This is a genomic window from Delftia sp. GW456-R20, assembly GCF_001622915.1.
Lineage (GTDB): Bacteria > Pseudomonadota > Gammaproteobacteria > Burkholderiales > Burkholderiaceae_C > Comamonas > Comamonas acidovorans.
The window spans coordinates 1,976,369-1,992,884 of record NZ_LWCN01000004.1; the positions used below are offsets into that span (position 1 = coordinate 1,976,369).

Here is a 16,516-nt window from a genome sequence, read left to right on the forward strand (position 1 = left end):
GTACTCCTTGTCGTTTTTGAAAAGCTGAAAAAAACTTCGGCGGCGCTCAGGCGGCGACTGCCGCGCGCACGCTGGTGTGGGCGTCCAGCCAGCCCAGGCCCGATTCGGTATCGCGCGCGGGCTTGTACTCGCAGCCCACCCAGCCCTGGTAGCCGATGCGGTCCAGGTGCGCGAACAGGAAGGGGTAGTTGATCTCGCCCGTGCCCGGCTCGTTGCGGCCCGGGTTGTCGGCCAGCTGCACGTGGCCGATGCGGGCCAGGTGCTTTTGCAGCGTGGCCGCCAGTTCGCCCTCGGTGCGCTGCGCGTGGTAGATGTCGTACTGCACGAAGGCGTTGGGCGCGCCCACCTCGTCGAGGATGGACAGGGCCTCGTCCGTGCGGTTCAGGTAGAAGCCGGGAATGTCGAAGGGGTTGATGGGCTCGATCAGCAGGCGCAGATTGGCCGCGCTCAGCGCCGATGCGGCAAAGCGCAGGTTGTCCACGAAGGTGCGGCGCAGCAGCGCGGCATCGGCACCGGCAGGCGCCTTGCCGGCCAGGCAGTTGAGCTGGGGCACGCCCAGCGCATGGCCATAGGTCACGGCCTTGGCCACGCCGGCGCGGAACTCGTCCACGCGGTCGGGGTGGCAGGCAATGCCGCGCTCGCCCGCATCCCAGTCGCCGGCAGGCAGGTTGTGCAGCACGATCTGCAGGCCGTGGGCGTCCACGCGCTCCTTGATCTCTTCGACCGTATGGGCGTAGGGAAACAGGAATTCCACGGCCTCGAAGCCAGCGCGCGCCGCGCGCTCGAAGCGGTCGAGGAAGGGCACCTCGGTGAACAGCATGCTGAGGTTGGCAGCAAAACGGGGCATGTCAGAAGTCTCCGGTTGTCGTTTGGTGGGTTGGGAGCGGCAGGGCACGCAAGGCGCCCCGCCGATAGAAAAAGCAGTGCAGTGCAATGCCGTGCGATGTGCCGTGGCGGGCCGGTCAATCCAGCAGTGCAAGCGCGCTGGGCACGTCGGCCGGCGCTGCGGCCAGGTCCTCGAACTCGATCACGTTGTCGATCTCGGCGCCCATGGAGATGTTGGTCACGCGCTCCAGGATGACCTCGACGACGACCGGCGTGCGGTGCTCTGCCATCCAGGCCTCGGCCTGTTGCATGGCGGGCGCGAAGTCCTCGGGACGGTGCACGCGGATGGCCTTGCAGCCCAGGCCCTCGACCACCTTGACGTGGTCCACGCCGTAGCCCTTGGACTCTTCCTTGTCGTCGACATTGATGTTGTCGAAGGCCAGTTGCACGCAGTAGTCGATGGAGAAGGCGCGCTGCGCCTGGCGGATCAGGCCCAGGTAGCTGTTGTTGACCAGCACATGGATGTAGGGCAGCTTGAACTGCGCACCCACGGCCAGCTCCTCGATCATGAACTGGAAGTCATAGTCGCCCGACAGCGCCACGATCTTGCGGGCCGGGTCGGCCACGCGCACGCCCAGGGCGGCCGGCACGGTCCAGCCCAGCGGGCCGGCCTGGCCGCAGTTGATCCAGTTGCGCGGCTTGTAGACATGCAGGAACTGCGCACCGGCAATCTGCGACAGGCCGATGGTGGAAACGTAGCAGGTGTCCTTGTCCAGGCTGCGGTTCATGCACTGGTAGACGCGCTGCGGCTTCATGGGCACATTGTCGAAATTGGTCTTGCGCAGGTACTCCACATTGTTCTTGCGGGCCTGGCATTCGGCCACCCAGCCGCTGCGGTCCTTCAGGCGGCCAGCCGCCTTCCACTCGCGCGCCACCTCCACGAAGAGCTTGAGCGCAGCGCCTGCGTCCGAGACGATGCCGTAGTCGGGCGCGAACACGCGGCCGATCTGAGTGGGCTCGATGTCCACGTGCACGAACTTGCGGCCCTTGGTGTAGACCTCGACCGAGCCCGTGTGGCGGTTGGCCCAGCGGTTGCCGATGCCCAGCACGAAGTCGGAGGCCAGCATGGTGGCATTGCCGTAGCGGTGGCTGGTCTGCAGGCCGCACATGCCGGCCATCAGGCGGTGGTCGTCAGGGATGGTGCCCCAGCCCATCAGGGTGGGAATCACGGGCACGTCCAGCAGCTCGGCGAACTCCACCAGCAGCTCAGACGCATCGGCATTGATCACGCCGCCGCCCGAGACCAGCAGCGGGCGCTCGGACTCGTTGAGCATGGCGATGGCCTTTTCCACCTGCTTGCGCGTGGCAGCCGGCTTGTAGACAGGCAGGGGCTCGTAGGTGTCGATGTCGAACTCGATCTCGGCCAGCTGCACGTCGATGGGCAGGTCGATCAGCACGGGGCCGGGGCGGCCCGAGCGCATCAGGTGGAAGGCCTGCTGGAAGGCGCGCGGCACCTGGGCCGGCTCCAGCACCGTGGTGGCCCACTTGGTCACGGTCTTGGCGATGGAGGCAATGTCCACGGCCTGGAAATCTTCCTTGTGCAAACGCGAGCGCGGCGCCTGGCCCGTGATGCAGAGAATCGGAATCGAATCCGCGCTGGCCGAGTACAGGCCCGTGATCATGTCCGTGCCGGCCGGGCCGCTGGTGCCGATGCACACGCCGATGTTGCCGGCCACGGCGCGGGTGTAGCCCTCGGCCATGTGGCTTGCGCCTTCGACGTGGCGCGCCAGGATATGGCCGATGCCGCCATGGTCCTTGAGCGCTGCGTACAGCGGGTTGATGGCGGCACCGGGAACGCCGAATGCGACGGTCACGCCTTCTTTTTCCAGCACGCGGACTGCGGCTTCGATTGCTTTCATTTTTGCCATGGGAGGTCTCCTTCAAATTGGAGTCAACTCTAGGCAGACAGGCCGATTGGCGGAACGCCTGCGCAGACCATAAAATTTATTCCGTACAGGAATAACTACCAATGAAAAAGGAGACAACGCCATGGACAGACTCGATGCCATGCACATGTTCGTGCGCGTGGTGGAGACCAGCAGCTTCACCAAGGTCGCTCACGAATTCGCCACCACCCAGCCCACGGTCACCAAGCAGATCGCAGCCATGGAGACGCGCCTGAAGGTGCGCCTGCTCAACCGCAACACGCGCGGCGTGAGCCTGACCGAAGCGGGCGCGCTGTACTACGAGAAGTGCAAGACCATCGTCAACGACGTGGCCGAGGCCGACAAGGTGGTCCAGGTGCGCCAGACCCAGGTGCAGGGCCAGCTGCGCATTGGCAGCTCGGTGGCCTTTGGCCGGCGCGTGCTGATACCGCTGGCGCTGGAGTTCATGGCGCACAACCCCCAGGTGCAGGTCGACCTGAGCTTCGAGGACCGCTACACCGACCTGGTGGCCAACGGCATCGACGTGGCCCTGCGCCTGGGCAAGCTGGCCGACTCCAGCCTGGGCGCACGCACGCTGGGCGTGAACCCCTGGGTGCTGGTGGCCTCGCCCACCTACCTGCGCAAGCGCGGCACGCCGCGCCGCCCCTCCGACCTCAAGGAACATGCCACGCTGATCTACAGCAGCGTGCAGGGCAACGACATCTGGCGTCTGCGCAACGCCAGCGGAGAACCTGTCTCGGTGGCGGTCACGGGCCGGCTGCGCTCCAACAATCTCTCGGCCCTGCTGGCGGCCTCACGCTCGCACATGGGCATCGCCGCCCTGCCCCGCTACGTGGCCCACGACTCCCTGGAAGCCGGCCGCGTGGTCGAAGTCCTCAAGACCTGCCGCCTGCCCGAGCAGGAAATCCACGCCGTCTACCCCTCGCCCCGCCTGGTGCCGCAGAAGGTGCAGTCCTTCATCGCCTTCCTGCAGGGGCGGTTCGATGCCGAATGGTGGGAGACGCTGCCGCGCGGGGCGTGAGGCCAGGTGCTGCGCATTGGCAATGCAATGTATGTACATTGAGAAGAATGCCGCCCGAACGGCATGTCTGATTTCCGTCTTGCGAGGTGACCGCCATGTCCAAAGAAGTGCAAATGACATTTCGTGTCGAGCCCGAACTGCGCTCAGAGTTTGCCGACGCTGCCTTGCTGGAAAACCGCCCCGCAGCACAGGTGCTGCGCGAGTTGATGCGCGCCTATGTCAACCAGTCGCGTGAGCGCGTCAGCAGCCCTGTGAACGCCGCCATTTCCGCAACGGAGAAACGTCGGCGCGAAGCAGCCGTCAACTTCGCCCGCGCGTCCATCGGACTGGAAGGCTTCACGCCTTCCGAAGCTGCTGAGACCGGCGCACGCCAATTCATCCGGGGTGATATCCAGCTTGCCGATTTCGTCCAGGTGAAGGTCAATGCGCGATGAGTTCCCGCCTGCATCCGCGAGCACGTTGACTGCAGCGCAGCGTCAGCAACTCGAAGCCGATCACACATTCAAACGGCTTGTCGAGCTGGAGCTGGGGCCTGTGCGCGGCAGCTTCGACGCCGCGCACCTGAAGGCAGTCCACCATCGCATCTTCCAGGACTTGCCGGACGCCGGCTTCCACGAGGTCACGCCTGGCGAATTCAGAACACAGGTGCCCCATGGCCAGGACTGGATGAAGCAGCGCGGCCTATCGACCATGGGAGGCACTTTCCATGTCGTCTATTCACGCATGGACGACGCGGCCATGGCCAGACTCGACAAGGCCCTCGAAGAAGCCAGCCCCGACGAGCTGCGCGGCTTGAAGACCACTGAATTCACGGCACGGCTTGCCAGGATGTACATCGAGTTGGACTACGCCCATCCATTCAGCGATGGCAACAGCCGAACGCTTCGCACCTTCACCAGGCAGCTCGCCAGGGAAGCTGGATATGAGGTCGATTGGTCACGATTCGGACACAGTGAGACCGGGCGTGATCTTCTCTATATCGCACGCGACCGCAGCGTGAACGAGCTGGCGAAGCTGCACGTGCAGCACGAAAACACCATGCGAAAAATCCTGCGCACGCAGGACCGGCTGAAAGTCCATTCCGCCCTGCCCGACTTGCTGCGCGACGCAGTACGTCCGAGCCGCGCAGTGGCCTTTGAGCAACTGAACGAGCGGGAAGCGTTGAGCGAGCATCCCGAGCTGAAAGCGGCATACAAGACCGTGCATGCAGCAGCGACCCGCCTGGCCTCGCAGATGCCGGGCCATCCCGAGGCGCAGAAAGTCGGCATTCAGTCAGTCATGAACCATGTTCAGAACTGCCTGAACGCCGGGGAGACCGTCGACTTCGGCCATAGCCAGAAAAGGTAAAAGCGAACGCCAACGCCCCTAATGGCTACAACCCGGACCTTCTCAAAGAACCAGAATCGCCCGGAAGTCATTCACGTTGGTATGCGTAGGCCCGGTCACCACCAGATCTCCCAGCGCATCAAAGAACCCATACGCATCATTGCGATCCAGGTACTCGGCAATCCGCATGCCCTGGTCCTGGGCCCGCGCCAACGTATCCGGTGACACGCGCGCCCCCGCGTTGTCCTCCACGCCATCGATGCCATCGGTATCGGCCGCCAGCGCCCAGACCTTGTCCTGCCCCTGCAGGGCCTGGGCAAGACCCATGCAGAACTCGCCCGCGCGCCCGCCGCGCCCCTTGGGCGTGCCGGCCGGGCGCTGCCGGATGGTGACCGTGGTCTCGCCGCCGGACAGGATCACGCAGGGCTTTGCAAACGGCTGGCCGTGGCGGGACACGGCGCGCGCCAGGGCGGCGTGGACCTTGGCGACTTCGCGCGATTCGCCCTCGATCTCGTCGGACAGCACGTGGGTGCGCAGGCCCGCCGCCTCCGCCACGCGTGCGGCCGCCTCCAGCGAGTGCTGGGGCGTGGCGATCATGTGGACCTCGTGGCCGTCGAAGCGCGCGTCGCCGGGCTTGGGTGTTTCCAGCTCGCCCGCCTCCAGCGCGCGGCGCACGGATTCGGGCACGTCGATGCGGTAGCGCGTGAGGATGGCCAGCGCGTCGGCGCAGCTGCTGGCATCGGGCACGGTGGGGCCGCTGGCGATGATGGAGGGGTCGTCGCCCGGCACGTCGCTGATGGTCAGCGTGACCACGCGCGCGGGTGCGCAGGCCGCGCCCAGGCGCCCGCCCTTGATGCGCGACAGGTGCTTGCGCACGCAGTTCATCTCGCCGATGGCAGCGCCGCTTTCCAGCAGGGCGCGGTTGATGCGCTGCTTTTCCTCCAGGTCGATGCCTTCGGCCGGCAGGGTCAGCAGGGCCGAGCCGCCGCCCGAGATCAGGCACAGCACGAGGTCGTCCTCGGTCAGCCCTTCGGTCAGCGCGAGGATGCGTTCGGCGGCGGCCAGGCCTGCCGCGTCGGGCACGGGGTGGGCGGCCTCGACCACCTCGATGCGTTGCGCCAGCCCTTCGGGGCGCGGCGGGATGTGGTGGTAGCGCGTGACCACGAGGCCGGACAGCGGCGCGTCCGCTGGCCACAGCGCCTCCAGCGCCTGGGCCATGGAGCCGCCGGCCTTGCCCGCGCCCAGCACCAGGGTGCGGCCCTTGGGAGGCTTTGGCAGGCATTGGGCCATGCTGTACAGGGGCTGCGCATCCTTGACCGCAGCGCGGTAGAGGTCGAGCAGAAAGGCTTGGGGATCGGTGAGGTGCAGGTCCGTGGTGCTGGTCATGGTGTGTTGTCTCCGCCGGGCATTATGGAATTTCCTGCACCGGCGGTGGCATGCGGTCAAGTCACAACTGATTCGCCCGGCCTCGTTCCTCGCGCCAACTCAACTCAATCCAGGGCCACCTTGGCATCCTTCACCAGCCTGGCGAAGCGGTCGGTGTCGTCGCGGATCTGGCGCGCCATCTGCTCGGGCGATCCGCCGATGGGCTCGGCGCCTATCTCCTCCATCTTCCTGCGGAACTGCGGGGACTCGATGATGCGGTTCATGTCCGCGCCCAGCCGCGCCAGTACCTCGCGGGGCGTGGCGGCCGGTGCCAGCACGCCGAACCAGGTGCCCATGTCGAAGCCCTTGAGCCCGGCCTCGTCCAGCGTGGGAACATCGGGCAGGGCCACCGAGCGCCGGGCCGTGGTCACGGCCAGCGCGCGCAGCTTGCCGGCCTTGATGTGGGGCAGCACAGGCGTGACGGTATCGAAGGACATGGCGATCTGCCCGCCCAGCAGGTCCGTGGTCAGCGGGCCGCTGCCCTTGTAGGGCACGTGCAGCAGCTCCACGCCGCCCATGGACTCGAACTGCGCGCCGATCAGGTGCTGGCCCGTGCCCGCGCCGTTGGAGCCATAGGCCAGCTTGCCGGGCTGGGCCCGGGCCTGGGCCAGCAGCTCCTGCACGGTTTTGGCGGGCACCTGCGGATTGACCACCAGCACATTGGGGACCACGGCCACCACGGTGATGGGCGCCAGGTCCTTCTGGAAGTCATAGCCCAGCCTGCGGTAGACGCTGGTGGCAATGGTGTGGTGCACGGCGCCCATGAGCAGGGTGTAGCCGTCAGGTTTCGCCTTGGCCACATGGTCGGCGCCCAGGGTGGCGCCCGCGCCGGGGCGGTTTTCCACGACCACGGGCTGGCCCAGACTCTTGGACAGCTCCTGGCCCAGCGCACGTGCCAGCACGTCGGTGGTGCCGCCTGCGGGAAACGGCACGATGAGGTTGACGGGGCGCGCCGGCCAGGCCTGGGCCCAGGCCGAAGACATGGCGGCTGGAATGGCGGCGGCGGCCAGCGCGCACGCGGCGGCAACCCTGGTGATGCGGTTCATGGCTTGTCTCCTGTCTGTTCTTTTGTGGGTTATCGGACCATGCAGCGCACGCTCAGGCAGGCACGGGCTCGGCCTGGACCTCGGCGGTCTGCGCGCGCAGCCGTGCGCAGACCGCGTCGGTGACCTGGCGCGTGGTGGCCTTGCCGCCCAGGTCGCGCGTGTGCAGCGCGGCATCGGCCGTCACCTGCTCCACGGCCTGCATCAGGCGCTGCGCGGCGCGGTGCTCGCCCAGGTGCTCCAGCAGCATCACGCAGCTCCAGAAGGTGCCCACGGGGTTGGCCAGGCCCTGGCCCATGATGTCGAAGGCCGATCCGTGGATGGGCTCGAACATGCTGGGGTAGCGGCGCTCCGGATCGATGTTGCCCGTGGGCGCAATGCCCAGGCTGCCGGCCAGCGCGGCCGCCAGGTCGCTGAGGATGTCGGCATGCAGGTTGGTGGCGACCAGGGTGTCCAGCGAGGCCGGGCGGTTGACCATGCGCGCCGTGGCCGCGTCCACCAGCTCCTTGTCCCAGCGCACGTCGGGGAACTCGGCGGCCACCTGCACCGCAATCTCGTCCCACATCACCATGGCATGGCGCTGGGCGTTGGACTTGGTGATCACCGTCAGCAGCTTGCGCGGCCGCGACTGCGCCAGGCGGAAGGCAAAGCGCATGATGCGCTCCACGCCCGCGCGGGTCATCATGCTCACGTCGGTGGCCACCTCGATGGGATGGCCCTGGTGGGCGCGGCCGCCCACGCCCGCGTATTCGCCTTCGGAGTTCTCGCGCACGATGACCCAGTCCAGATCCTCTCGCGCGCAGCGCTTGAGCGGCGCATCGATGCCGGGCAGGATGCGCGTGGGCCGCACATTGGCGTACTGATCGAACCCCTGGCAGATCTTCAGGCGCAGGCCCCACAGCGTGACATGGTCGGGAATGTGCGGGTCGCCGGCCGAGCCGAACAGGATGGCGTCCTGGCCGCGCAGCGCGTCCAGCCCGTCGGCCGGCATCATCTCGCCGTGCGCGCGGTACCAGTCGCCTCCCCAGCCGAAACTGGTGAAGGCAAAGCCCAGGCCGGGCTGGGTTTCGGCCAGCGCCTGCAGCACCTCCTGCCCTGCGGGCACCACTTCCTTGCCGATGCCATCGCCGGGAATGCAGGCGATGCGGTATGTCTTTGTCATGAGGGCTCCTTGGATTGCGGTGGATGAAACGCCATGCGGTTCCATGGCCTTGTCCGTGAATCTATCGATGGAACAACGCCGCGCGCGCCTCTAGAGTGATGGCATCGTTCACTTTGATTCAACAATGAGCACTCCCGTCTCAGCGCCATCGGAGATGGCCTTCTTCTGCCTGCTGGCCCGCAGCGCCAGCCTGTCGGCCACGGCCCGCGAGCTGGGCATCACCACGCCGGCGGCCAGCAAGCGCCTGTCCCAGATGGAGGCGCGGCTGGGCGTGCAACTGGTCAGCCGCACGACGCGGCGCCTGGGCCTGACCGATGAGGGCCAGACCTACCTGGCCCATGCGCGGCGCATCCTGGACGACATTGCCGTCATGGAGCAGGCCGTGGCCGGCATGCCCGGGCAGCCGCAGGGCCTGCTGCGCATCAATGCCACGCTGGGATTCGGGCGCAGCCATATCGCGCCGCTGATCGCCAGCTTCGTGCGCAGGCACCCGCAGATCCAGGTGCAGCTGCAGCTGTCGGCCTCGCCGCCGCCCCTGGTCGATGACAGCTTCGACCTGTGCATACGCTTTGGCGAGCCGCCGGACGCGCGCGTCATCGCGCGGCGCCTGGCGCCCAACCGGCGGCTGCTGTGCGCGTCTGCCGCCTACCTGGCACGGCGCGGCACGCCAGCCACCCCGCGCGAGCTGATGCAGCACGACTGCATCGACATCCGCCAGGGCGACGACGCCCACGGCGTCTGGCGCTTCACCCACAACGGCCCCGGCCGCAAGACCGAAGCCATCCGCCTGCGCGACAGCCTGAGCACCAACGATGGCGAGATCGCCGTGGGCTGGGCCCTGGCCGGCCTGGGCATCGTCATGCGCGCCGAATGGGATGTCGCCCGCTACCTGCGCAGCGGCCGCCTGGTGCAGGTGCTGGCCGACCATGCCACGGCGCCGGCCGACATCCATGTGGTCTATCCGCAGCGGCATGCGGCAACCCAGCGCGTGCAGCGCTTTGTGGAGCACCTGGCACGGCACTTCGATACGGCCGCGCCCGGTTTCTGAAAAGGGATGCCGTATGCGGGGAAACGCCAATAAGCAGTAGACAGAAACTGTATACAACTCTTGTGACCAGCCGCTATGATGGCTGAATGGAGACTTCCACCACCAGTTTCATTGTCGAGAGCCTGACCCGGGCCATCGTCGAACACCGTCTTCTGCCCGGCACCAAGCTGGCCGAGCAGAAATTGGCAGACCATTTCGGCGTCTCGCGCACCCTGGTGCGCCAGGCGCTGTTCCAGCTGTCGCAAAACCGCCTGATCCGGCTCGAACCCGCGCGCGGGGCCTTCGTGGCCACGCCCTCGGTGGACGAGGCGCGCCAGGTCTTCGCCGTGCGCCGCATGCTCGAAGCCGAGATGGTGCGCGCCTTCATCGCCCAGAGCACGCCGGCCAAGATCCGCGCGCTGCGGCAGCACGTGGCGGCCGAGAAAAAGGCCATGGACGGCAACGATGTCGGCCAGCGCACCGAGCTGCTGGGCGACTTCCACGTGCGCATGGCCGAACTCATGGGCAACGAGGTGCTGGCCCAGCTGCTGGGCGAACTGATCTCGCGCTGCGCGCTGATCACGCTGATGTACCAGTCCAGCACGGCCGCCGAGCATTCCCATGACGAGCATGCCGAAATCGTCACGGCCCTGGCCGGCGGCGACGCCGACCACGCCGTGCAGCTCATGCAGCAGCACCTGGACCACGTGGAAGCCGGCCTGACCTTCGACCGCGACATGCCGACCAGCGATCTTTCGATGGCCCTTTCCTCCGTATCCGCATGACCTACGACGCCACTGCCCCCTATCCCCGCGACCTGATCGGCTACGGTCGCACGCTCCCCCACGCCCGCTGGCCAGGCCAGGCCCGCGTGGCCGTGCAGTTCGTCCTCAACTATGAAGAGGGCGGAGAGAACTGCGTGCTGCACGGCGACGCCGCCAGCGAGCAGTTCCTGTCCGAAATGTTCAACCCGGCCGCCTACCCCGAGCGCCACATGAGCATGGAAGGCATCTATGAATACGGCTCGCGTGCAGGCGTCTGGCGCATCCTGCGCGAGTTCGAGAAGCGCGGCCTGCCGCTGACCGTGTTCGGCGTGGCCACGGCCCTGCAAAAGCACCGTGAGCTGGCCCAGGCCTTCGACGAGCTGGGCCATGAAGTGGCCTGCCACGGCCTCAAGTGGATCCACTACCAGAACATTCCCGCCGAGGTGGAGCGCGAGCACATGCAGCAGTGCATGGAGATCTTCGGCGAGCTGTACGGCCACGATGGCGACCACGGCCTGGGCTGGTACACGGGCCGCGACAGCCCCAACACCCACCGCCTGGTGGCCGACGACGGCCGCTTCGCCTACGACAGCGACTACTACGGCGACGACCTGCCCTTCTGGATGAAGGTCGGCAAGAGCGACGGCAGCACCCGCAGCCAGCTCATCGTGCCCTACACGCTGGACTGCAACGACATGCGCTTCGCCCTGCCCCAGGGCTACTCGCACGCCGACCCGTTCTTCCAATACCTGAAGGACACGTTCGACGCCCTTTACGCCGAGGGCGATCCGGCCGGCGATGACTCCCCCAAGATGATGAGCATTGGCATGCACTGCCGCCTGCTGGGCCGCCCCGGCCGCATCACGGCACTGCAGCGCTTTCTGGACCACATTCAGCGGCACGACAAGGTCTGGGTCTGCCGCCGCATCGACCTCGCGCGCCACTGGGCGCACCACCATCCCGACAAGGAATAACGCAGCATGGCTCTGACGCTGGAACAACTCAACGCCGCCGACCTGGCCACCGCCGCCAGTCTGCTGGACGGCCTCTACGAACACTCGCCCTGGATTGCCGAGGCTGCGCTGGCCCAGCGCCCCTTCCGCTCGCTGGCACAGATCAAGTACGCCATGGCCCAGGTGCTGGACAAGGCGCCGGTGCAGGCCAAGCTCGACCTGATCCGCGCCCACCCGGAGCTGGCCGGCAAGGCCATGGAGACCAACACGCTCACGGCCGAATCCACCAACGAGCAGAACAAGGCCGGCCTGACGCGCTGCACGCCCGAGGAGCTGGAGCACATCCGCAAGCTCAACGCCGAGTACGGCAAGCGCTTCGGCTTTCCCTTCATCCTGGCCGTGCGCGGTCCGCGCGGCGCGGGCCTGGCCAAGGCCGAGATCATCGAGACCTTCGAGCGCCGCCTGCACAACCATCCCGACTTCGAGCTGGGCGAGGCGCTGCGCAACATCCACCGCATTGCCGAGATCCGCCTGAACGACAAGTTCGGCTACACGCCCGAGCTGGGCAACGATGTCTGGGACTGGCAGGAAAAGCTGGCCCAGCACAGCGACCCCGGCTATGCCGAAAAGGGCCAGCTCACCGTCACCTACCTGACCGATGCCCACCGCGCCTGCGCCCAGCGCATCAGCCACTGGATGCGCGACTGCGGCTTCGACGAGGTCGAGATCGACGCCGTGGGCAACGTCGTGGGCCGCTACAAGGCGGCCACCGACGATGCCAAGACCCTGCTGACCGGCAGCCACTACGACACCGTGCGCAACGGCGGCAAGTACGACGGCCGCCTGGGCATCTTCGTGCCCATGGCCTGCGTGCGCGAGCTGCACCGCCAGGGCAAGCGCCTGCCGTTTCACATCGAGGTCGTGGGTTTTGCGGAAGAGGAAGGCCAGCGCTACAAGGCCACCTTCCTGGGCTCGGGCGCGCTGATCGGCGACTTCAGGCAGGAATGGCTGGAGCAAAAGGACGCCGACGGCATCACCCTGCGCGAGGCCATGCAGCACGCCGGCCTGTGCATTGACGACATTCCGAAGCTGCAGCGCGATCCGGCCCGCTACCTGGGCTTCATCGAAGTGCACATCGAACAGGGCCCGGTGCTCAACGAGCTGGACATCCCGCTGGGCATCGTCACCTCCATCAACGGCAGCGCGCGCTACATCTGCGAGATGATCGGCATGGCCAGCCACGCCGGCACCACGCCCATGGACCGCCGCCGCGATGCCGCCTGCGGCGTGGCCGAGCTGGCGCTGTACATCGAAAAGCGCGCCGCGCGCGACGGCACCTCGGTGGCCACCATGGGCCAGCTCAATGTGCCCAGCGGCTCGGTCAACGTGGTTCCCGGCCGCTGCCAGTTCAGCCTGGACCTGCGCGCGCCCACCAACGAGCAGCGCGACGCCATGGTGGCCGACATCCTGGCCGAGATCGAGGCCATCGCCCAGCGCCGTGGCCTGCGCTACAGCACCGAGCTGGCCATGAAGGCCGCCGCCGCCCCCAGCGCCCCCGAATGGCAGCAGCGCTGGGAAGCCGCCGTGGACGCCCTGGGCGTGCCCCTGTACCGCATGCCCAGCGGCGCCGGCCACGACGCCATGAAGCTGCACGAAATCATGCCCCAGGCCATGCTGTTCGTGCGCGGCCTGAACGCCGGCATCAGCCACAACCCGCTGGAAAGCTCCACCGCCGACGACATGCAACTGTCCGTCGATGCCTTCTCCCACGTACTGAACCAGCTGGCCCAAGAGCAGCAATGACCGACATGAACCAAGACAAGCAAGCCACCTACGCCGCCCTGGACGCCTGGATCGACCAGCATTTCGATGAAGAGGTGCAATTCCTGCAGGCCCTGGTCCAGGTTCCGACCGACACCCCGCCCGGCAACAACGCACCCCACGCCGAGCGCACGGCCGAGCTGCTCAAGACCCTGGGCTACGAGGCCGAGAAGCACACCGTGCCCGAGGCCGACGTCAAGGCCTACGGCATGGAGTCCATCACCAACCTGATCGTGCGCCGCCCCTACGGCAGCGCAGGTGACGCCGGCGGCGGCCTGACCATTGCGCTGAACGCCCACGGCGACGTGGTGCCGCCCGGTGAAGGCTGGACCCAGGACCCCTATGGCGCCGCCATCGAGGACGGCAAGCTCTACGGCCGCGCCGCCGCTGTGAGCAAGAGCGACTTCGCCACCTTCACCTACGCCGTGCGTGCGCTCGAAGCCGTGGCCCGGCCCTCCAAGGGCGCGGTGGAACTGCACTTCACCTATGACGAGGAATTCGGCGGCATCCTGGGCCCCGGCTGGCTGCTGGCCAACAACCTCACCAAGCCCGATCTCATGGTCGCGGCCGGCTTCAGCTACGAAGTCGTCACCGCCCACAACGGCTGTCTGCAGATGGAAGTGACCGTGCAGGGCAAGATGGCCCACGCCGCCGTGCCCCACACGGGCGTGGACGCGCTGCAGGCCGCCGTGGTGCTGATGAACGCGCTGTACGCCGAGAACACCAAGTACCAGCAGGTGACCTCCAAGGTGCCGGGCATCAAGCACCCCTACCTGAACATCGGCCGCATCGAAGGCGGCACCAACACCAACGTGGTGCCCGGCAAGGTCGTGCTCAAGATCGACCGCCGCATGATCCCCGAGGAAAACCCGGCCGAGGTCGAAGCCAGCATCCGCGCCGTCATCGCCCAGGCCATTGCCGACTTCAATGCCAAGGGCGGCTACACGGGCGAGGATGCCGTGCGCGTGGACATCAAGCGCCTGCTGCTGGCCAATGCCATGACGCCGCTGGCGGGCAACAAGCCCCTGGTGGACGCCATCCAGGCCCATGGCGAAGCCGTGTTCGGCGAAAAGCCCCCGGCCGTGGGCACGCCGCTGTACACCGACGTGCGCCTGTACGTGGAGCGCGGCATTCCCGGCGTGATCTACGGCGCCGGCCCGCGCACCGTGCTGGAATCCCACGCCAAGCGCGCCGACGAGCGCCTGGTGCTGGAGGACCTGCGCCGCGCCACCAAGGTCATCGCGCGCATGCTGTGCGACCTCACGGCCTGACCGCCTGACGGCCCGCATCAAGGCCTGACACCCAAGCCCGGCGCCGCCGGGCTTTTTTGCGCCCGGGCACCGCATCGGGGCGCATGCACCGCCGCAGCCCATGCCGTGCGCCCGAGCCACGCCCGAACCACGCCCGAACCACGCCCGAGCCGCGCCACAGCGGCCGCCAGGCACCAGCACGGTGCCTGGCGCTTGCCTGGCGGCTGGCATCCATCTTGCAATGCACCATGGCACTCCCGCCCTGGCAGGCGATGCGCACCAAAACGGGTTGGCGCGACTGCCGCAACAGGGTTTACCGGGAGCAGAAATTTCCCATGATCTGTATACACTTTTTGTATGGATGTTGGCGCCGAACCCTGCCACGCCGGCGTCCGTTCCCATAAATCCCGAGGAGACAAATCCCCATGCAATCTTCCGTTCATCCCGTCGATGAGATGCTGCCCGCAGGCAAGCTCACGGCGCTGGGCCTGCAGCACGTTCTCGTGATGTATGCGGGCGCCGTGGCCGTGCCCCTGATCGTCGGCCGCGCACTCAACCTGCCGCCCGAGCAGGTGGCCCACCTGATCTCGGCCGACCTGTTTTGCTGCGGCCTGATCACGCTGATCCAGGCCATGGGCGCCACCCAGTGGTTCGGCATCAAGCTGCCCGTGATGATGGGCGTGACCTTCGCCAGCGTGGCGCCCATGGTGTCCATGGCGCAGAGCACGGGCGGCTCGGCGGGGGCGGGGCTGATCTTCGGCTCGGTGATCGGGGCGGGGATCGTGTCCATCCTCATCGCCCCGCTGATCAGCCGCATGCTGCGCTTTTTCCCGCCCGTGGTGACCGGCACCATCATTGCCGTCATCGGCATCAGCCTGATGCGCGTGGGCGTGAACTGGATCTTCGGCAACCCCGTCGGCCCCACCGCTCCCAGCGTGCCCAACCCCGAGCACCTGAAATGGCTGGCCGACGCCCAGGCCACGGCCGGCGCGCCGGGCTCCTCGCTGCCGCCCGTGCCCAAGGGCTTCGCGGTCGTGCCCACCATTCCCAACCCCAAGTACGGCGACCTGACCGGCGTGGGCATCTCGGCCATCGTGCTGCTGTCCATCCTGCTGATCGCGCGCTTTGCCAAGGGCTTCCTGGCCAACGTCTCGGTGCTCATGGGCATCCTGATCGGTGGCGTGCTGTCCGTGGCCATGGGCCTGATGGACTTCAGCAAGGTCGCCAAGGCCGAATGGTTCACGATGGTGCTGCCCTTCGAGATCGCCACGCCGGTGTTCGACCCCATCCTCATCCTCACCATGAGCCTGGTGATGGTGGTGGTGATGATCGAGTCCACCGGCATGTTCCTGGCCCTGGGCGACATGACCGATCGCAAGATCAGCCAGGACGAGCTGACGCGCGGCCTGCGCACCGACGGCCTGGGCACGCTGATCGGCGGCATCTTCAACACCTTCCCCTACACCAGCTTCTCGCAGAACGTGGGCCTGGTCGCCGTCACCGGCGTCAAGAGCCGCTGGGTCTGCGTGGCCGGCGGCGTGATCCTGATCGTGCTGGGCGTGCTGCCCAAGATGGGCGCCCTGGTCGAGTCCCTGCCCACCGTGGTGCTGGGCGGCGCGGGCCTGGTGATGTTCGGCATGGTGGCCTCCACCGGCATCCGCATCCTGAGCAACGTGGATTTCCAGACCAACCGCAACAACGCCATGATCGTTGCCGTGTCCATCGGCGTGGGCATGATTCCGCTGGTGGCGCCGAATTTCCGCCAATGGATGCCCCACGGCATTCATCCGTTGATCGAATCCGGTATCCTGCTGGCCTCGATTACCGCGGTGGCATTGAACATTTTCTTCAACGGAGCCAGCAGCGATACCTCTGCTGCCGTCCGGGCCGCACGCCAGGCAGACGCCCACTGATGAAACAGTGCCCGCCCTGGCGGGCACGCCCAACAATCGC

At 67.1% G+C, this 16,516-nt stretch carries 14 protein-coding genes; 9 read left to right on the top strand and 5 right to left on the bottom strand.

Annotated features, from left to right (window positions below; all coding sequences use genetic code 11):
• Positions 1-46: 46 nt before the first annotated feature.
• The gene (gene hyi / locus A4F85_RS14145; RefSeq protein ID WP_012204041.1) at positions 47-847 is read right to left on the bottom strand and encodes a hydroxypyruvate isomerase; all 801 of its coding nucleotides are present in this window, start codon (positions 845-847) and stop codon (positions 47-49) included.
• Between the two features lie 115 nt (positions 848-962).
• Positions 963-2,753: a glyoxylate carboligase gene (gene gcl, locus A4F85_RS14150; protein WP_012204040.1), complete on the bottom strand. Its 1,791-nt coding sequence runs from the start codon at positions 2,751-2,753 to the stop codon at positions 963-965.
• Between the two features lie 121 nt (positions 2,754-2,874).
• On the opposite strand from gcl, the gene A4F85_RS14155 reads away from it, so the two are divergent.
• The 3 genes from A4F85_RS14155 to A4F85_RS14165 all read left to right on the top strand — a co-directional run bounded on the left by A4F85_RS14155 (position 2,875) and on the right by A4F85_RS14165 (position 5,139).
• Positions 2,875-3,792 (top strand): LysR family transcriptional regulator, encoded by a 918-nt coding sequence (locus tag A4F85_RS14155; RefSeq protein WP_063326933.1) that lies wholly within the window; start codon positions 2,875-2,877, stop codon positions 3,790-3,792.
• 95 nt (positions 3,793-3,887) lie between these two features.
• On the top strand, positions 3,888-4,226 hold the full coding sequence (locus A4F85_RS14160) for an antitoxin VbhA family protein (RefSeq protein ID WP_231890548.1): 339 nt from the start codon (positions 3,888-3,890) through the stop codon (positions 4,224-4,226).
• The gene (locus tag A4F85_RS14165; protein WP_063326934.1) at positions 4,216-5,139 is read left to right on the top strand and encodes a Fic family protein; all 924 of its coding nucleotides are present in this window, start codon (positions 4,216-4,218) and stop codon (positions 5,137-5,139) included. The genes A4F85_RS14160 and A4F85_RS14165 overlap by 11 nt, the downstream gene beginning before the upstream one ends.
• 42 nt (positions 5,140-5,181) lie before the next feature.
• On the opposite strand, the gene A4F85_RS14170 is transcribed toward A4F85_RS14165, so the two are convergent.
• The 3 genes from A4F85_RS14170 to A4F85_RS14180 form a co-directional block, all read right to left on the bottom strand.
• Positions 5,182-6,504, bottom strand: a complete 1,323-nt coding sequence (locus A4F85_RS14170) for a glycerate kinase type-2 family protein (protein ID WP_063326935.1) — start codon at positions 6,502-6,504, stop codon at positions 5,182-5,184.
• 104 nt (positions 6,505-6,608) lie between these two features.
• The gene (locus A4F85_RS14175; RefSeq protein WP_063326936.1) at positions 6,609-7,589 is read right to left on the bottom strand and encodes a tripartite tricarboxylate transporter substrate binding protein; all 981 of its coding nucleotides are present in this window, start codon (positions 7,587-7,589) and stop codon (positions 6,609-6,611) included.
• Positions 7,590-7,641: 52 nt separating this feature from the next.
• Complete coding sequence (locus A4F85_RS14180) at positions 7,642-8,748, bottom strand: tartrate dehydrogenase (protein WP_063326937.1); 1,107 nt, start codon at positions 8,746-8,748, stop codon at positions 7,642-7,644.
• Positions 8,749-8,872: 124 nt separating this feature from the next.
• On the opposite strand from A4F85_RS14180, the gene A4F85_RS14185 reads away from it, so the two are divergent.
• The 6 genes from A4F85_RS14185 to A4F85_RS14210 all read left to right on the top strand — a co-directional run bounded on the left by A4F85_RS14185 (position 8,873) and on the right by A4F85_RS14210 (position 16,476).
• Entirely contained in the window at positions 8,873-9,796 is a 924-nt protein-coding gene (locus tag A4F85_RS14185; protein WP_063326938.1) for a LysR family transcriptional regulator, read from the top strand.
• 86 nt (positions 9,797-9,882) lie between these two features.
• On the top strand, positions 9,883-10,560 hold the full coding sequence (locus tag A4F85_RS14190; protein ID WP_012204034.1) for a GntR family transcriptional regulator: 678 nt from the start codon (positions 9,883-9,885) through the stop codon (positions 10,558-10,560).
• Positions 10,557-11,513 (top strand): allantoinase PuuE, encoded by a 957-nt coding sequence (gene puuE / locus A4F85_RS14195; protein WP_063326939.1) that lies wholly within the window; start codon positions 10,557-10,559, stop codon positions 11,511-11,513. The genes A4F85_RS14190 and puuE overlap by 4 nt, the downstream gene beginning before the upstream one ends.
• 6 nt (positions 11,514-11,519) lie before the next feature.
• The gene (uraD, locus tag A4F85_RS14200; RefSeq protein ID WP_063326940.1) at positions 11,520-13,295 is read left to right on the top strand and encodes a 2-oxo-4-hydroxy-4-carboxy-5-ureidoimidazoline decarboxylase; all 1,776 of its coding nucleotides are present in this window, start codon (positions 11,520-11,522) and stop codon (positions 13,293-13,295) included.
• Positions 13,292-14,584 carry a M20 family metallopeptidase gene (locus A4F85_RS14205; RefSeq protein WP_063326941.1) on the top strand — a complete coding sequence of 431 codons (1,293 nt, stop codon included), beginning with the start codon at positions 13,292-13,294 and terminating at the stop codon, positions 14,582-14,584. Before uraD ends, A4F85_RS14205 begins: the two co-directional genes overlap by 4 nt.
• 404 nt (positions 14,585-14,988) lie before the next feature.
• Positions 14,989-16,476 (top strand): nucleobase:cation symporter-2 family protein, encoded by a 1,488-nt coding sequence (locus A4F85_RS14210; RefSeq protein WP_013803717.1) that lies wholly within the window; start codon positions 14,989-14,991, stop codon positions 16,474-16,476.
• Positions 16,477-16,516: the final 40 nt, after the last annotated feature.

Bases quoted from the DNA above. Each gene is read 5' to 3' on its own strand.
- A4F85_RS14170 (WP_063326935.1), bottom strand. From the start codon at position 6,504: ATGACCAGCACCACGGACCTGCACCTCACCGATCCCCAAGCCTTTCTG.
- hyi (WP_012204041.1), bottom strand. From the start codon at position 847: ATGCCCCGTTTTGCTGCCAACCTCAGCATGCTGTTCACCGAGGTGCCC.
- A4F85_RS14160 (WP_231890548.1), top strand. From the start codon at position 3,888: ATGTCCAAAGAAGTGCAAATGACATTTCGTGTCGAGCCCGAACTGCGC.
- A4F85_RS14190 (WP_012204034.1), top strand. From the start codon at position 9,883: ATGGAGACTTCCACCACCAGTTTCATTGTCGAGAGCCTGACCCGGGCC.
- A4F85_RS14165 (WP_063326934.1), top strand. From the start codon at position 4,216: ATGCGCGATGAGTTCCCGCCTGCATCCGCGAGCACGTTGACTGCAGCG.
- A4F85_RS14205 (WP_063326941.1), top strand. From the start codon at position 13,292: ATGACCGACATGAACCAAGACAAGCAAGCCACCTACGCCGCCCTGGAC.
- A4F85_RS14210 (WP_013803717.1), top strand. From the start codon at position 14,989: ATGCAATCTTCCGTTCATCCCGTCGATGAGATGCTGCCCGCAGGCAAG.
- A4F85_RS14175 (WP_063326936.1), bottom strand. From the start codon at position 7,589: ATGAACCGCATCACCAGGGTTGCCGCCGCGTGCGCGCTGGCCGCCGCC.
- A4F85_RS14155 (WP_063326933.1), top strand. From the start codon at position 2,875: ATGGACAGACTCGATGCCATGCACATGTTCGTGCGCGTGGTGGAGACC.
- A4F85_RS14180 (WP_063326937.1), bottom strand. From the start codon at position 8,748: ATGACAAAGACATACCGCATCGCCTGCATTCCCGGCGATGGCATCGGC.
- uraD (WP_063326940.1), top strand. From the start codon at position 11,520: ATGGCTCTGACGCTGGAACAACTCAACGCCGCCGACCTGGCCACCGCC.
- puuE (WP_063326939.1), top strand. From the start codon at position 10,557: ATGACCTACGACGCCACTGCCCCCTATCCCCGCGACCTGATCGGCTAC.
- A4F85_RS14185 (WP_063326938.1), top strand. From the start codon at position 8,873: ATGAGCACTCCCGTCTCAGCGCCATCGGAGATGGCCTTCTTCTGCCTG.
- gcl (WP_012204040.1), bottom strand. From the start codon at position 2,753: ATGGCAAAAATGAAAGCAATCGAAGCCGCAGTCCGCGTGCTGGAAAAA.